This is a genomic window from Planctomicrobium stercoris, assembly GCF_051465655.1.
Classification (GTDB): Bacteria; Planctomycetota; Planctomycetia; order Planctomycetales; family Planctomycetaceae; genus Planctomicrobium.
The window spans coordinates 1,554,926-1,570,649 of sequence record NZ_CP195791.1 but is presented as its reverse complement, the minus strand read 5'-3'; the positions used below and the strand labels follow the sequence as shown (position 1 = coordinate 1,570,649).

Sequence of the window (15,724 nt, the reverse complement as noted above, 5' to 3'; positions counted from 1 at the left end):
AGAGGTCAGTCTGAAAATCGCACGTCACGTTTCAGGCGGCGCTGGATTGTGCTTTGGCTGCGGTGCGAGGGAGTCGCAGCGTGAAGCGGGAGCCTTGCCCTGCCCCGGCACTTTCCACTTCAAGCGTTCCTCCGTGGTCACGGACAATTCGATGTGTGATAGAGAGCCCCAGCCCGGTTCCCTTCCCGACATCCTTGGTCGTGAAGAACGGTTCGAAGATCTTCTTCTGCTGCTCGGGAGTCATCCCACATCCATCGTCTTCAACGACGATTTCAATCTCCTCGGGATATTCACGAAGCGAAAGATCGACATAGCCACCGGCTGTCGTCGCATCCAGAGCATTGGCGGTGAGATTCAGGACAACCTGTTTGATCTCCGCAGCGTTAACCCAGGCATGCAGCGGCGTGGTCCGGTCGACCGTCACACGACGATCCTGATATCGGCTGAGATGCCCGACCATGTTGGCCACTTCCTGAACGATCGCCGTGACGTCATAGCGATTGCGTTCCTCCGCCTTGCCGTAAGAGAAGTCGAGAAGCTTTTTCGTGATCCGCTCGCAGCGTTCGGCCTCACTCTGAATCAGCCCCAGATACTCGCGGATGTCCCCGCGATCCGTTTCACCAAGATGGGCGAGTGCTTCATCATCCAGCCGCATTTCCAGCCCGTAAGCTGCGGTCATGATGACAGAGAGCGGGTTATTGATTTCGTGGGCGACTCCCGAGGCGAGAAACCCGGCCCCGACCAGTCGTTCGGACATCACCAGCTGCTTGCTGCGTTCTTCAATTTCACGTTCCTTGTTGGCGCGGTCTTCCTGAATCCGTCGCCCCATCTCATTGAATGCTTGAGCAAGTTCGGCAATTTCACATTGAGTTTTGATCTTCAGGCGGAATCCGTAATCCCCCATCGAAATCCGTTTCACCCCTTTATGGAGTTCACGGATCGGAGCGAAGATCATCTGGTGCCCCCAGCTCATCAGTCCGATCAGAACCAGAACGGAGATCACCCCCAGTCCGACCGCCAGCCGCGTCTGGAGCAGGTAATCGGACTTCGCTTCGCGGAGACGTTCCCCCAGCCGGCCGGCCGGGTCCGGGAGACGACGAACTACATCCAGCATCTGCGCAAGCGTGCTCCCGATGACCTGAACGCTCACCTCACGATCTTCAGGACGCCCGAGTCCGGGAATCACGTCCTGAATGGTCCGCAGGCCGTTGTCGACGGTCCGGAAGAGAGTTTCAAATCCGACCAGTTCCTGACGACTCGAGCGGAGTCGATCGGGGAGTTGAAGCCAGGACTGTTTGATTCCTTCGACTTCGCCGGCAATGTGATGGAAGACTTCCTGCATGCGATCCCGCTGAGCCTCACCGGCCCGCTGGCGAACGTCATAGGGAGCCGAGTCCCGAGGAAAGTCGGCAGCTAATGGAGGAAACAGCAGGCTCAGGCAGGCTGCCAGATCGGACTGCCGGGGCAGCTTCCCGGTGCTCAGCTCCAGGTCTTCGACGGTGCGTCGATAGGCGGAGAGTCCCACAAGGCTGCAGGTGGTCGAGGCCAGCACCAGCATGACCACCAACCCCAGAACGAAAATCAGTTTCCAGCGAATTGAACGCGTCAGCAGCACGACCGAATCCCTTCTTCGCAGCCTCTGCTGCAGCCGGATGTGTTTTGCCCACACTGCGGCGACCGTTCTTCCCGAACCGGCCAGCGGAAGTCTACCAGTGGATTTGCCACGAGAACAACCCCGTTCGCCCCAGGAATCACAGCTTTGAGCTGAGTGCGGGCAAGTCCGGAGCGAAGAGTCGAGAGTCCAGAGCCAGAGAATTGCCGCACTTTTTGCCCGGAACTGTGGTCTCTGGATTGTCGAGTTCTCAGCGACGCAGAAAATGGGACGCTCAGGCAGCATGCTTCCCGCCGTGCATCCCATTGGGGAGCCCGCTAAGCTGATTGACACCGGTGGGACAGCGGAAAGATTGATTCGCTGCAGCCCGCACCAGATGCCAGATTCGCAGAGTGAGTTTAAAGACGATCCATGAACCGTTTGAGAGGCCTTGAAAACCTGAATCACTGGGAAGAGTGCGTTCTCTCCATCGGCAACTTCGACGGCGTTCACCTGGGGCATCAAGCGATTCTTTCCGCTCTTATCGATCACGCCCAGCGCCTCTCGGTCCCTGCGGTCGTGATGACTTTCGAACCCCACCCGGCCGCACTGCTGAATCCGGATCGGCAGCCTCCCCGCCTCACCACCCCGCAGCAGAAAGCAGAGCTGATCGGTTCACTGGGGGTCGATACCGTCGTGGAGTACCCCACCGACTGGAACCTGCTGGCCCTCTCCCCCCGGGAGTTTTTCGATGAAATTGTGCTGAAGAAGCTGCGGGCGGCAGGACTTGTCGAAGGACCGAACTTTTACTTTGGAAAAGGACGGACCGGGAACGGTGAGGTACTCCGGGAATTCTGCGGAGAGACAGGAAAGTTTCTGGAAATAGTCGCTCCGACGACGCTGCAGGGAGAAATCGTTTCCTCCAGCTTCGTCCGTCAGGCCATCTCGCAGGGGGATGTGCGACGAGCAGCTGCCTTGCTGGGCCGAAACTATACGTTTCGAGGGAAAGTCGTGAACGGCGCCCGTCGCGGCCGCAGCATCGGCTTCCCCACAGCCAACCTCGAGCAGATTGAAACAATGCTCTGTGCCGACGGTGTCTACGCCGCCCGCGCCAGAGTCCAGAATCAGACCTATCAGGCGGCCGTCAGCATCGGTCCGAACCCCACGTTCGCGGAAGGAACCCGGAAGGTGGAGGCCCACCTACTGGACGTCACCGCCGATTTTTACGGTCAGGAGATGGAGCTGGAGCTCGTCGACCGCGTGCGGGGACTGCAGAAATTTGACTCCTTAGAATCACTGCAACATCAAATCGAGTCTGACGTTACATCCATTCGCAACCTGCTGAACCAGTCGCGGTAATCCCCGCAGGGCATTTGTCTGGAAATTGCCCGCGGACTCCTCTAAACTTCCCGATTCCTTTTCCGGCAGCCCGACGGGCGGCGGGACCAAGGAAAGTTCGCAAACTCATTGGACACTGAAAGATCTCATCCGGCCGGACTCCGTTTCGGTGCAGATGAATCGAGGCTAAGAATCATGGACCGCTCCAAAACACTGATTGATGTGAAACTGGCCCTGGCAGCGAAGTACGATCGCCTGTCCAAGCTGTCCGGAAGCCGTCCCCGCCAGTCGACTCTCGCCTACCAGGCTCTGAAGTACCGTCGTCAGGCTGAACAGCTGCAGCGGACCCAGAAGTAATCGCTGCGAAGTTGATGAATCAGATGAAATCTCCTTGCCCGCTGGGCTGCATGCATTGCGTGCGGGCCAGCGGGCAGTGACGATTTCAGGCTTCACTATCCCTCGTCCGCCGGGTCCTCACAGGAGCACTTCGAATGTCCGTGGAATCGCAACTGCAGTCGATGGGATTAATGCTCCCCGAAGCCCCGAAGCCGGTGGCCGCCTACGTCCCGTGCGTTCGAGCCGGGAACCTGATCTTCGTCAGCGGGCAGCTTCCGTTCGCCGGAAAGGCACTCCTCGCGACCGGCCCTGTTCCGTCCGAGATCCCCATCGATCAGGCTCAGCAGGCTGCTGCCCAGTGCGTGTTGAACGGACTGGCGATCGTCAAGCAGGAACTCGATGGAGACCTCAGCCGCGTTCAGCGCGTCGTGAGACTGGGAGTCTTCGTACAGTCGGCAACCGGTTTCGCTGAGCAACCACTGGTCGCCAACGGCGCCAGCGAACTCGTCCAGAAGCTCTTCGGCGAAAAAGGGCGCCACGCGCGAGCCGCTGTGGGTGTCAATGCCCTGCCGCTGAATGCCTCCGTGGAGGTTGAGTTCGTCTTCGAAGTCGCCTGACGAATCGCCTTGAAAATCGCGAGGTCACGGAACACGGGACGGCAAAGAATCATTGCCCCGTGGAAACAACTGGTCTTGAGAAACATCCCTGGCAGCTTCAGAACATGCTGCCAGACGGCCATCGAGTCTTCTGAGCAATCCGCTCCGCCGTGCGTCCGTGCACCACGGCATTCGTGAACTCATCAGGTTCAGTCGCGAAGCGAGAATAGCTGCGACCTGCGGGACTGCTTACAGAGGCTGCAGCACTCCGGCGAAATCGTCTTCGAAGCCTTCGCTCCAGAAGTTCTCGTCATCCCCATCCACTTCGATGCTCAACTCATCCCCGTTGACCTGCAGCAGTGTGACTCGATAGCGGCCGACTTGAAGAGTCTCACCAACACATAGCTCAATCAGATGCTCTTGCACCAAGTCTCTCCGAGAAGACAGAAGTGAATCTTACGGTCCCGTACAGAAGCGTCGAGTCCGAGAATGAGTTAGACGAAGGAGGGACTATAGCAACGAACCAACACCCTCGCCAACTGAAAAGTTGTCAATCAGTCAGAACATTTGAGAACGAAGAAGAGGAACATCAAAAGCACGTTGCAACAAGGGTCCGCGCAACATCCGCGAGCGTCCAATTCTTCGAAAATACAATCACAGCAGCATCGATCGACATACTGTTTCATTCAGCCTCATTGCCAACCCGCAGACAAACCATCGCATCTTCACATCGAAGATAGAGTCTTCCTCGCGAAAGCACGGGGGCTGTCCAGCTGGGATATTTCATGCGTGGAGCAGAACAACGTGAGACTTCTTCCCATTGATCGATGTTCAACTTCACAAGCGCCAATGTTCCCCGTTCCCCCAGGACAATCATCTTACCATCAGCGAGGATCGCAGAGCCTCGTCCATAGAACGGCCAGGGCAATCGCTTGCCGGTCTTCTTACTGACAGGCTGACCCTCAGCATCTTGTTGCAGTTCTTCCTGACCATCCCAACCTGTAGTTTCCCACTTCACTCGACCTGTCGCAGCGTCAACGCATTGCAGCGTCGCTTCATTCTCATGACGGCCACTGAAGCCAAAGTAATGCCCTTGCGAATAGAGCGTCGTGGACCAGTGTGTCGAGAGGTCTCGCGGATTCTTCCAGACCTGCTCAACGCCACGTCCATCTGCATTCACCTTCAGACAGACAGAACCGACGCGATATGCAGCACCCAGCATGATTGTGTCATCAACAACGACAGGTTGTGCTGCATTGACCGATTCATGCGTACGCGAGCGGAACCAGTAGTGGAAGTTTTCATCGCCTGATTCCGGATCGACAGAGACCAGCCCGTGCCGCATCAGACATAAGACGTGTCGACGATCATGAATCGTCACTGCCATGGGAGAGGAATAGCTGACGATCATTTCATCCCCTTCCCAGACATAGGTCGGATCATTGCTCCACCCAGTCTCTGCCCCATCCCATGTAGACTGTCCGACTGCCTTCCACAAGATCTCGCCATCTTTTGCTGAGAAGGCCACCAGACCGGCATCCGGTTGACCACCGACAGCGACAATCAACTTCTCCCCTTCAAGAATCGGAGTGGCCCCCACGCCGAAGAAGCCGTCAGGAATCGTGAACTCTTTTTTCAGGTCACGCTGCCAGACAAGTTCCCCAGATTCAATCTTGAGACAGAGCAGCTTACCGTCGGCTCCCAGCGTGAAGCATCGTGAATCCGTCAGCAACGGCGTACAGCGGGGACCGTTGTTGTACCCGTACGGATCCTGAAACCGGCTGGCATAGGTGTACCGCCAGATCGGCTCGGAGGTCTGTGCATCCAGACAATCGACGACCTCTTCTCCACCCAGTCGATGATGAAGGACCAGTCGCTTGCCGAGAACACTCGGAGCACTGTAACCGGTTCCGACTGTCATCTCCCAGATCAGCTCCGGTCCCTGCTCCGGCCAGCTCTCGAGCAGGTTCGACTCTTCAGAAACTCCATTCTCGTGCGGCCCCAGAAACTTCGGCCAGTCATGCCCGAGGTGCGAATCACCCAAGCCTGAAGCCGCATCCTCCTTCTTCTCGACTCGCTGGCCCTCCCCCCGGGTCTCCTCAGCGATCACACCCGAGGCCACGTGCTTCTGGCAGGCGGCAATGGACAGGCCCAGAGCAAGCAGGCCCAGTACGATGGGAAGTTGCCTTGTCGGCCGAACCGCTGAAGACAGCAACATCTCTTGTTCCTTGAATGTGTTCCTGGGCGGGCGGAAATAGGAGGAAGGACTGTGCAGATCACGGGGAACTTCACTTGATTGGACTTTTCCAAACTCCGGTTTGCAAGCCGGTCAAGTTGGCACGGGATCGCTGCTCTGGTACTTTGCGACAGATGATCGCTGGCCCTGGACGCTCCTGAACCGTGACTTCCGGATCCCGGGACTCTCTGCTTTCATCGCACGCCGGGGGCCAGTATCAAACCAGACCGCACCACATCTATCAGGCAAAGTCAGCAGATGAGCATACGCATCGGGATCATTGGACTGGGCTTCATGGGGATGACCCACTTCGAAGCGATCAAGCATGTGCAGGGAGCACACGTCGCAGCGATTGCAACTCGCAACAAGAAGAAGCTGGCTGGCGACTGGTCCGACATTCAAGGAAACTTCGGACCTCGCGGCAGTTCGCAAACGGATCTCCACGGCGTTAAGACTTACGAAGACTATGCGGACCTGCTGCGGGATCCGGACATCGATCTGGTGCATGTCTGCCTGCCGACCGACCAGCACGAACAGGTTGCTATCGAAGCCCTGCAGGCCGGGAAGCATGTCCTTGTCGAAAAGCCGATCGCCATCGAGCTGGAGGCTGCCAATCGCATGCTCGCTGCCGCTGAAGCTGCGAACAAGCTGTTGATGGTCGCCCATGTGCTGCCGTTCTTCCCGGAATTCCGATGGGCCCGCGAATGCATCCTTGGAGGAGAGTACGGCAAGCTGCTGGGGGCGTCGTTCCGCAGAGTGATCGCACCTCCCGACTGGTCCAGGGACATCAGCGACTTCCGCAAACTCGGGGGATGGGGAATCGATCTCCACATCCATGACAATCACTACATCGGCCTGCTGTGCGGAATTCCCACTGCGGTCTTCTCACGAGGACTGCTCAAAGAAGGGTTCGTCAATCATGTCTGCACGCAATATCTCTACGACGATCCGGACCTCACGGTCAGCTGCATCAGCGGGGGAATCGCAGCAGGCCAGTTGAAATTCGCACAGAGCTTCGAACTTCTGCTGGAGAAGGCGACGATTCAACTGGATGTCGGCACGTATGGAGATGCCTGGACCGTGAACCGTCCGCTGACCCTCATCCCGAATTCCGGTCCGATCCAGACTCCGGACCCCGGCGGCAATCCGGAATGGTGCGGCGCATTTGTCGGCGAGATCCAGACGGCAGTCGATGGAGTTCGCGCCGGCGTGGCTCCAGACGTCCTCTCCGGCCGGCTCGCCTGCGACGCCCTGAAGATCTGTTACGCGGAAGCCGAAAGCATTCGCTCTGCCAAGCCTCAGGCAGTTTGAGCGACGCCCGATGTCATCGACAGCTCCCCCATGAAACGACTCATTCCCTTACTGATCACAGCGATCGGTGGCTTCGTCCTGATCGTGGCCTTCTTCATCCCCGCCTTTCAACAGGCGGGTGAAGAAGCAGCGATCTGGTTTGACGTCCTGGCAGCCATTGCGTTCATCCTTGGGGGTGCAAATCTCTTTCGACTGCACCTGCAGGAGATCAGTGACCGGAAAGCGGGATGGGGTTACTCGGCGGTCACGCTGTTCTGCTTTGTTCTGACGCTGGCGCTGGGGCTGTTGAAAGTCGATTGTCCTCCTGAGCCCAGCGTCGAGGCGTATGGAGAATCGTTCGCCCAGATCTCCCCGGCCGTCCTCCCCACGTTCAACTTGCCCCTCACCAGTCCCCTGTCCCGCGGGGATGGCGCACCGTTACCAAAGTCCGTTCGCCAGCAACTGAGCGTCACAAATGAAAACGGCCGCGAAGTCCTGAAGTTCGTCGGGTGGATGCAGCAGGAACAGTTCGACGACCTGAGCGCCTTCCAGGACACGCTGGAGTGGCGATGCCAGGCCGAACGGCTTTTCGAACTCGCTCAGCCCCCAGCCGAACTGGCGGGAAAGATCCGCTACCTGCCCGGTCATGACGTCCTCGCGTTTCGCGGAATGATGAATGACCAGCAGCGCGCATCGCTGCTAAACGTCCTTCATTCCTCCGAGGTGACGACAAAGGCAGTCGACCAGCTGTACGACCTGAGCCGTCGTAAAACTTTCATTCAGGTTTCAAAGGTCCCTGCTGGGTTTTCGATTCCAGAAAGCCAGCTGGCTGTCGTGCAGCTGAGTGACAACACGCTGACAGTTCATGGCCCGATGTCAATCAGACTGCGGGATCAGATCGCTGATCAATGGACACACGCACCGCGAGTCCGTCCTTACACGTCTGCACAGGTCACCGATCTGATTGACAGCCTGAACCGTCTGGGAAAACTCAACGATCACCAGCGGACTGCTCTGGAAAATCTGTTCGCTGCGGACTGGAAGCCCGAGCTGCTGGTTCAGGTCCTCAACACAGCAGGCATCACCGCGCCGGAACCGAAGTCCTCGTGTGAACTGCTGGCGGAGATTCAGGTGGGCGAGTCCAATCCGCAGCTTACCAAAGCTGCTCCTCCCCCCGTCGTCCTCAATCCTGAACAGACAGCGCTGGTTCAAAAGTTTGTCGAAACCCCCGAGATGACGCAGGCACAGCTGACTGAACAGCTGATCGCTGCGGGTGAATTCACAGCCACGCAGCAGGAAGCCCTGAATGATTTCTTCGACAGTCTGCCGACGCGTGCTGACCAGATGAAGGATCTCTGCTTTCGGATGCTGGCGGTCGGACCACTCAGTCCGGAGATCGTCAACTTCCTGCTGCAGGATGCACGTGAGCAGTTTCAATGGCGGCAGAAAGTGGGGGAGTTGTTCATTTCCGCCCATCAGACCAAGTTCCCCTGGTCCGGCGATTACAGTGCCCAGGGAAGTCCGTTCTGGTGGCTGTATGAATACGCGATGCAACCGCTGCTGACGACGACATTCGCAGTCCTGGCGTTTTATGTGGCCTCCGCTGCCTTCCGGGCCTTCCGGGCCAAGAACCTCGAAGCGATCCTGCTGCTGGGAACCGCGTTCATCATCCTGCTGGGCCGAACCTCCGCCGGTCCGGCACTCACCAGCTGGATTCCCAACGAATTCTCAGCCTTCCGCCTGGACCAGATGACGGTCTACATCATGTCGATCTTCAACACAGCGGGAAACCGCGCGATTATGATCGGCATCGCACTGGGAACCGTGTCGACAAGCCTGAAAGTGCTGCTGGGAATCGACCGTTCGTACCTGGGTAAAGGGGATGAGTGAGGTTGGAGTGGGTAGTGGGCAGGAGTTAGGAGTTAGGAGTTAGCAAAACGCGGCAGCGTTTTGCTCGACTCACCCCCGCGGGTGGCACTTGGCGTGGATCGACTTCAATCGGCTGTGCTCCACCTGGGTATAGATCTGAGTTGTCCTGATGCTCGCATGTCCCAGCATCTCCTGCAGGGCACGGATCTCCGCTCCCCCCGCCAGCATGTGCGTCGCGAAACTGTGACGCAGCGTATGCGGACTGATCTTCGTTCCACAGCCTGTCCGCAGCGCGTAACGCTTCACCAGATGCCAGATGTTAATGCGGGTGAGCGGTCGGCCTGTGCGGGTCAGGAACAGGTACTCCGAATCACGCATTCTGGCCTGCAGCGGCCGCTCGCGTGTCAGGTAATCCTGAATCGCTTTCACCGCGACAGGATTTAACGAAACGATTCGCTCTTTGTTCCCCTTACCCAGACACCGGCAGAAACTCTGTTCCAGCTTAACGTCCGAAACCTTCAGGCCCGTCACTTCCGAAGCACGACATCCGGTCGCATACAGAACCGTCAAAACGGCTCGGTCGCGCAGCGGAAACTGGTCATTCCATCCCGGAGCCGACAAAAGTTCATCCACCTTCTCCGGACTTAAAACCGTGGGCAGATACCGCCACAGCTTCGGTGACGACAGCAACTCGACCGTACTCTCAGCGACGACACCTTCAAGCACCAGATAACGAAAATACATCTTCAGCGCGACCAGCCGCCGCGAAATAGTGGTCGTCTTCAGCTCCCGGGCGTGCAACGCTTCCACGAATCCGGACAGCACCTGCAGATTCACGTCCAGCACTGAGGTGATCTGCTCTCCATCCATCCAGGCGATGAACTGCTGCAGGTCGTTCTTGTAGGCTGCAACCGTATTGAGAGACATCCCGCATTCCGCTTCCAGATAACTCAGGAAGGACGGCAGATACTGGCTGGGATGCAGCATCCGGGTCGTGGCAGCCTGACCCGGCGATGTCGGTCTGCGGCGTGGAGGCATGGAGGAGAGAGGTCAGGGAAAAGGGGACAGGGAAAAGGATTTCTCTTTAGGTTGATCGACATTTGCTGGAGGCTCGCTGTATGGGCAGAGGAGCGTTGGCAGATCAGGACGACAAGCTCTGCCGATTGTGGGGATTCTCCCGTCTTCACTTGCTGATCTCCGTATCACTCCCTTGAACCTGTCCTCAGAAACGGTCTACAACGGGCGGATGAACAGCTCGCCCAAAGATTCTGCCCCCCCCGAAGAGTCCGGTGTTTCCGCGTTCCCACACCTGCCGGAGTCACCGGATCAACTCCCCGAGATTCCCGGAGGCTGGACTGAGCAGGAGATCCAGGTCGGCCCCGCCAGCATTCGCCTGATGCGGCCCAGCGATCCGGACCTGTTTCTGGACGACGCGCAGGTCCATCGCGAAAACGAAAAGAACGACTACATGCCGTACTGGGCGTTTCTGTGGCCCAGTGCAATCAAGATGGCAGCGGCTGTGCTGAATGCGGAATGGCCGGTCGGAACGTCCGTGCTGGAACTGGGGGCAGGCATCGGTCTTGTCGGTCTGGCGTCCCAGCTGCGAGGCGACCACGTCACCTACAGTGATTACGATGCAACCGCCCTGCACCTATGCCGCCTGAATGCCCGCAACAATCAGCTTCCGAATCCCGATCTGCTGCAGCTCGACTGGCGTGAGGTCCCGAATCGAACCTACCCGGTCCTGATGGGATGCGAAGTGACTTACGATGCAGCGTTACATGAGCCGCTGCTCAAGCTGATCCAGCGGATGCTGGCCCCCGGTGGAGTCTGCTGGCTGGGGGATCCGGGAAGATACCAGGCGCAGTTCTTCTACCAGTTGGCGGTGGACCACGGGTTCCGCGTGCGGATTCAGAATGAACGGGGTGAGGAATGCCCGACCCCACTCAGCAACGAATTCCAGATTCTTAAACTCGATCGATCTTAGTCGTCGGCTGGTCCGCCTGCAGGTAGGCCGACTCCGGTTTGGGGCGACCAAAATAGAAGCCCTGCCCCATATCAAAGCCCAGATCGCGACAGGCTTCATACTCTTCCTGATTTTCGACCCCTTCAGCAATCGTGATAATGGGGACATCATGACACATGTCCACCAGCATCTTCAGCATGCGCAGCTGATAGGGATTGGATTCATGAATGTCGCGAATCAGACAGGCGTCGAACTTCAGATAATCGGGCGGAGCTTTCACGAGTTCCAGCAGGCGTGACTGGCCGGCTCCGAAATCGTCGTAGGCCACTTTGTATCCCAGGCCGCGGACGTTTCTACAGAACTCGGCGGTCAGGTGCGGGTCATGAATCGCCCCTTCATGAATCTCGACCACGATGGGAAGATCCGGCAACTGCAGTTGGATTTCCTTCAGCGAAGGAATCAGATCCTTCTGAAACTGCTCGTTGGAATGCGTGTTGACGAACAGGCTGTTGGATCGAGGAATGAAGCTGCTGTGTTCGACCGCTTTGCGACGGCAGACGATGCTGAGTTCAACTTCCTTTTTGACCATCTCCGCGGTGCGGAAGAGTTCGGCGGGATTCTCCAGTCCGATCAGCGATGTCCGGGCCAGAGCTTCATATCCAATCGTGGAAAGATCCTTCAGGTCCAGAATCGGCTGGTAGGACGGGGTCACCAGTCCATCCTGCATTAGTAGATCGAACTGGCTGAGGACCCAGTTGGATTCGAGGATGTCGACCGCCTGCGTGGTCTTCTTCAGTGCTTCCAGTTCGCTGCGGGAATCTTTGAGGTCGCCGTCACGGAATTCGACGCGGAATTCGACGTTGGCAATTTCAATGTGGTCGCCGGCGGCGATAGGTGTCGGCTGTTTGACCTGGCGTCTGTTCAGGTAGGTCCCGTTGGTGCTTCCCAGATCGCGAATGAACAGATGAGGTCCAATCCGCAGAATCTCTGCATGCCGTGCGGAGACGCATTGAGAGGCGATCTGGAGGTCGGATTCAGATCGTCGGCCGATGACGAACGTGGGAGAATTGATCTTGATTTCACTCAATGACTTCACGGGCGGCAGGCACCCGATCAGGAACCAGCCATCGCGCGCTTTGGGAGCAGCAGTGGCTCCTGGCGTCGAGATGTGTAATTGTGCGGCCATGATGGAACCAGATGTCGAAGGAACCGGAGCACGCTGCCCCGGGAATCACCTCCAGTGGCGGTGCGATGTTGCCGTGGCGCTGGCAAGGAACCGATGCACGATTCCCTCATCACACCAAAATTGGGAGATACAAGACGCTACGATTCAATTCAGCTGCGGTAGGGATTTGCGGCAGCATGGAAAAAGAAAAGACTCGGGGAAACTCGGAGCCGTGGCGAAAGTGCCGGATTGGCCAGTTACGGCTGATATAGCGGATAAACGGAAAATGCCGGCAGGCGCGGGGTCGTGTCTCGCGGAATCCGGAATAACCGTTCGGGACGAAGCAACGAGCCGGGATTTTCAGTGAAACACTGTTCTTTCACGAAAAAACTGGCAGCCTGGAAAACTCGCCAGCGTGCAGGTTCCTAACATGACGAAACTGTCAGTTTTCCTGGATTCTATACAACGGAAGATACCGGTAATAAACTTCCAGGCTCAGTGTCGCGATCGCGGTTGCATACATACGGCCTCCATAGCCGCCCCAGATATCCCGCGGGTCCCAGCTCCCTGCCAGTGGACCAGTTAAACGCTGTTCCGAGATGAGCAAGTCTCGAACATTGGCGTTCCACTTCTCCCATTCCGGGCCGCCATGCTGATGCATCGCGAGCGTGCCGTAGTACCAGTAATAGAAATTGAGCGTCGTTCGCCGGGGGACGTTGGCGAGCATCATCTGGATCGCTTCCTGATTCGCCTGCGTGTCGTCCGCAATGCCGAGCATCTGCCGGCAGTACAGCGCTTCCGCGGTCATCGCGGCGCTCGCGGCTTCCTTCGACCGGTATCCGGCCAGGCCCCCCGCATTTCCCAGCTGGCGGTCGACCAGAAATTTTCGCATCCGGGCTTTCCGCTGAGGATCAATCGAAATGCCGGCTGCTTCGGCACTCTTGAGCGCCATCACCTGCCAGCCGAAAATACTCATGTCTCCTTCACGCTGACCTTTGATATAGCGCCACCCGCCATCCACATTCTGCACATCCAGAATGAACATCACCGCCTCCTCCAGCGGAGCCCGCAGCCACTGTGCGTCCGGGTTGTCCCGGGACATTGCGTACGCTTCACCCAGTGCGAACGTCGCCATGGCATGGCAGTACATCGCTTCGTAGTCGGTGGCTTTCCCACCCAGATAACCCGGTGTGCTTCCCCACCCTTCTCCCCAGTTCTTTGTCGTCTGCTGGGAAACAATCCAGCGCAGAGCCCGATTCACCTGCGGCGAGTACTCTCCCTGATCCACCGTATTCAGTTTGCCGAGGAACGCCAGCACAGCGAGCGCGGTCACTCCCACATCCGCTTCACGTCCGGCGTTTTTGCGATCGACCCCGTTCTCGTCCTTCTCGATGGTGCCCGCTTCGTACTCACTGGCATCCCAGTAGCCGGCAGGATTCTGAACGGAAGCCATCCACTTCAAACTGCGGTCGACGGCAGCTTCGGACTCCTGCGAGCCACCGAACTTCATCAGGGCCTTTTCACGCTCTTCATCCGAACGCAGTCGATACGCGGAGGGAACCTTTTCCTGATCCCCCCGACGCATGAACGGGTCGTTGGTTCTGGTCAGGCGAGGCTGTTCCATCGGCAACGGGAGCACGCTTCCGTCTCCCGGCGCCCGCGTCTCCATGCGCCCCGGAAAGGACTCCACTGGTTCTGTCGGAACGCGAGGTCGCACCCGCTCGGTTGTGGGGGTGTCGAGCGCGGGGATTGTTGTTCTGGATTCGGTTCTTGCCATCAGCGGGCTGGCTGGTCCGCCCGAAGTCGAAGTAGCATTCGAATCGCTCTTCGGAATCGGAGCCACCGGCGAAGTCACAACTGCGGGAGCGGGTTCTTCACGTCGGGTGGTCATTTCGTTCTGCGAACGCGCCAGTTCAGCATCGGGACTGATCTCAGCCAAGTCAGGTGCCTGCCGGTCCGGAGAGTAATCGGCAGCGGACATTTCGGCCCCCGGAGCTGCAGGCCGCTGAGGGCTATCAGGCTGAGGACTGACGGCAGCCAGACTTTCGGTGCGATCCCGCACCATCGTCGGCGGAGCGACTTCCGGTCGTGATTCCGTCGGAAGTTTTTCCGGGTTGAGATCGGACATTGCCTGCTCAAGTTCAGGACGAGCGACAGGCATCTCCTGCACAGGGGCGGGAGCGACGGGTTCCGGCAACCGGTCGCGGTCCGGGACCAGCGGTGATTCAAACGGGAGTGTCTCCCCCGGCTTGGGCAGCGGCTTCACATCCGAGGAGAGATCCTGAGGAACTTCCGCTCGCGACCAGGCGAGGTCCGCCCGGTCGGACGCCTGCGGAATGGCATGGAACAGGGTCGATTTCCCGCCATTGCCCAGCTCGTGAGCTTCATCATCCAGCGTGCCGGAATTCGAGACGCGAATCGGCTGGGACTCGAACTCCGCGAGTCGATGCATCAGGTTGGATCGGTATTCCGGAATCAGCGTGATCAGCCCCATGGCGAGCAGGAGATGGATCACCACGGAAAAGAACATCGACTTTGACGAGGTGCGGCGATCTCCCCAGCGGGTCCCGATCATCGTGAGGAGATGGGCCGTCGCCACCACCAGACCGCCAATCAGGGCCAGCACCAGAAGCGGTTGAAACAGCGCGATCACGACCCGGGCAAGGTGCCAGAACTCCGCAGAGAGGTTGACGGCAGCCAGCATCAACGCGCCCCTTTTTCAACCTGATTCGCCAGTTGAATGTTGGTGATCTTCGCCCGCCGGCAGATATTCAAAACGGTCATGATGTGCTGATACGGCCCGGTTCCGTCCCCGCGGATGACCACCACCTGATCGGCATACCGCTGTTGGGCCGCCGTCAGTTCCAGCTCCAATTCATCAATCGTCTTCGTCTCGCCTCCCAGGTGAATCGTCCCGTCGGACTGGACGCTCACGGTCAGTTCATCCGGGAGCGCCGTCAGCGGCTGGGCTTCGGTCACCTTGGGAAGCTGGATCTCGTACTGACTCTCGCGCCGGCGAAATTCGGTGCTGACCATGAAGAAAATCATGATCAACATCACGATGTCGACCATCGGAGTGAGGATCAGGGTCGGCTCTTCCAGTTCCGTACTTTTGATCGGCATGTTGAACGTCGAACCGAGTCGTCCGTGTGAAATGAACAGTCTGTCGAGCGGAGGCAGAGTTCCGTGACAACGGCAGCTCCCCCCGACCGGGAGGAATTTCCGCCGCCCCAATGATATCGACACGTTTCCGTTTCAAGGAGGCGAATTCTCAATTTCGCCCCTCGAACGTCTTCGTAAACCGAGCAACTTCACAAAAAACTGCCAAACTGGGAAG

General features: G+C 58.1%; 13 protein-coding genes. 6 read left to right on the top strand and 7 right to left on the bottom strand.

Annotation, left to right across the window (positions count from 1 at the left end):
• Positions 1–31: 31 nt before the first annotated feature.
• Entirely contained in the window at positions 32–1,615 is a 1,584-nt protein-coding gene (locus SH661x_RS06470; protein WP_437229175.1) for a sensor histidine kinase, read from the bottom strand.
• A 408-nt stretch (positions 1,616–2,023) separates the two neighbouring features.
• On the opposite strand from SH661x_RS06470, the gene SH661x_RS06465 reads away from it, so the two are divergent.
• The 3 genes from SH661x_RS06465 to SH661x_RS06455 all read left to right on the top strand — a co-directional run bounded on the left by SH661x_RS06465 (position 2,024) and on the right by SH661x_RS06455 (position 3,882).
• Positions 2,024–2,950 carry a bifunctional riboflavin kinase/FAD synthetase gene (locus SH661x_RS06465; RefSeq protein WP_437229173.1) on the top strand — a complete coding sequence of 309 codons (927 nt, stop codon included), beginning with the start codon at positions 2,024–2,026 and terminating at the stop codon, positions 2,948–2,950.
• Between the two features lie 174 nt (positions 2,951–3,124).
• Entirely contained in the window at positions 3,125–3,286 is a 162-nt protein-coding gene (locus tag SH661x_RS06460) for a hypothetical protein (RefSeq protein ID WP_437229171.1), read from the top strand.
• Between the two features lie 134 nt (positions 3,287–3,420).
• Entirely contained in the window at positions 3,421–3,882 is a 462-nt protein-coding gene (locus tag SH661x_RS06455; protein ID WP_437229169.1) for a RidA family protein, read from the top strand.
• 228 nt (positions 3,883–4,110) lie between these two features.
• Here the strand turns inward: SH661x_RS06455 and SH661x_RS06450 are convergent, their stop codons facing one another.
• Both SH661x_RS06450 and SH661x_RS06445 read right to left on the bottom strand, forming a co-directional pair.
• A complete protein-coding gene (locus SH661x_RS06450) occupies positions 4,111–4,287 on the bottom strand; it encodes a hypothetical protein (RefSeq protein ID WP_437229167.1) in 177 nt (58 codons plus the stop codon).
• A 256-nt stretch (positions 4,288–4,543) separates the two neighbouring features.
• A complete protein-coding gene (locus SH661x_RS06445; RefSeq protein ID WP_437229165.1) occupies positions 4,544–6,079 on the bottom strand; it encodes an outer membrane protein assembly factor BamB family protein in 1,536 nt (511 codons plus the stop codon).
• Between the two features lie 276 nt (positions 6,080–6,355).
• Between SH661x_RS06445 and SH661x_RS06440 the strand changes: the two genes are divergently transcribed.
• The gene (locus SH661x_RS06440) at positions 6,356–7,408 is read left to right on the top strand and encodes a Gfo/Idh/MocA family protein (RefSeq protein ID WP_437229163.1); all 1,053 of its coding nucleotides are present in this window, start codon (positions 6,356–6,358) and stop codon (positions 7,406–7,408) included.
• 30 nt (positions 7,409–7,438) lie between these two features.
• Positions 7,439–9,277 (top strand): hypothetical protein, encoded by a 1,839-nt coding sequence (locus SH661x_RS06435; protein ID WP_437229161.1) that lies wholly within the window; start codon positions 7,439–7,441, stop codon positions 9,275–9,277.
• Between the two features lie 69 nt (positions 9,278–9,346).
• On the opposite strand, the gene xerD is transcribed toward SH661x_RS06435, so the two are convergent.
• Complete coding sequence (gene xerD / locus SH661x_RS06430; RefSeq protein ID WP_437229159.1) at positions 9,347–10,294, bottom strand: site-specific tyrosine recombinase XerD; 948 nt, start codon at positions 10,292–10,294, stop codon at positions 9,347–9,349.
• Between the two features lie 172 nt (positions 10,295–10,466).
• On the opposite strand from xerD, the gene SH661x_RS06425 reads away from it, so the two are divergent.
• On the top strand, positions 10,467–11,243 hold the full coding sequence (locus SH661x_RS06425; RefSeq protein ID WP_437229157.1) for a class I SAM-dependent methyltransferase: 777 nt from the start codon (positions 10,467–10,469) through the stop codon (positions 11,241–11,243).
• On the opposite strand, the gene SH661x_RS06420 is transcribed toward SH661x_RS06425, so the two are convergent.
• The 3 genes from SH661x_RS06420 to SH661x_RS06410 all read right to left on the bottom strand — a co-directional run bounded on the left by SH661x_RS06420 (position 11,224) and on the right by SH661x_RS06410 (position 15,510).
• Entirely contained in the window at positions 11,224–12,408 is a 1,185-nt protein-coding gene (locus tag SH661x_RS06420; RefSeq protein WP_437229155.1) for an EAL domain-containing protein, read from the bottom strand. The genes SH661x_RS06425 and SH661x_RS06420 overlap by 20 nt on opposite strands.
• A 421-nt stretch (positions 12,409–12,829) precedes the next feature.
• The gene (locus SH661x_RS06415; RefSeq protein ID WP_437229153.1) at positions 12,830–15,091 is read right to left on the bottom strand and encodes a prenyltransferase/squalene oxidase repeat-containing protein; all 2,262 of its coding nucleotides are present in this window, start codon (positions 15,089–15,091) and stop codon (positions 12,830–12,832) included.
• Positions 15,091–15,510 carry an ExbD/TolR family protein gene (locus SH661x_RS06410; protein ID WP_437229151.1) on the bottom strand — a complete coding sequence of 140 codons (420 nt, stop codon included), beginning with the start codon at positions 15,508–15,510 and terminating at the stop codon, positions 15,091–15,093. The genes SH661x_RS06415 and SH661x_RS06410 overlap by 1 nt, the downstream gene beginning before the upstream one ends.
• Positions 15,511–15,724 lie beyond the last annotated feature (214 nt).

Bases quoted from the DNA above. Each gene is read 5' to 3' on its own strand.
- SH661x_RS06420 (WP_437229155.1), bottom strand. From the start codon at position 12,408: ATGGCCGCACAATTACACATCTCGACGCCAGGAGCCACTGCTGCTCCC.
- SH661x_RS06415 (WP_437229153.1), bottom strand. From the start codon at position 15,091: ATGCTGGCTGCCGTCAACCTCTCTGCGGAGTTCTGGCACCTTGCCCGG.
- SH661x_RS06440 (WP_437229163.1), top strand. From the start codon at position 6,356: ATGAGCATACGCATCGGGATCATTGGACTGGGCTTCATGGGGATGACC.
- SH661x_RS06445 (WP_437229165.1), bottom strand. From the start codon at position 6,079: ATGTTGCTGTCTTCAGCGGTTCGGCCGACAAGGCAACTTCCCATCGTA.
- SH661x_RS06455 (WP_437229169.1), top strand. From the start codon at position 3,421: ATGTCCGTGGAATCGCAACTGCAGTCGATGGGATTAATGCTCCCCGAA.
- SH661x_RS06435 (WP_437229161.1), top strand. From the start codon at position 7,439: ATGAAACGACTCATTCCCTTACTGATCACAGCGATCGGTGGCTTCGTC.
- SH661x_RS06410 (WP_437229151.1), bottom strand. From the start codon at position 15,510: ATGCCGATCAAAAGTACGGAACTGGAAGAGCCGACCCTGATCCTCACT.
- SH661x_RS06465 (WP_437229173.1), top strand. From the start codon at position 2,024: ATGAACCGTTTGAGAGGCCTTGAAAACCTGAATCACTGGGAAGAGTGC.
- SH661x_RS06460 (WP_437229171.1), top strand. From the start codon at position 3,125: ATGGACCGCTCCAAAACACTGATTGATGTGAAACTGGCCCTGGCAGCG.
- xerD (WP_437229159.1), bottom strand. From the start codon at position 10,294: ATGCCTCCACGCCGCAGACCGACATCGCCGGGTCAGGCTGCCACGACC.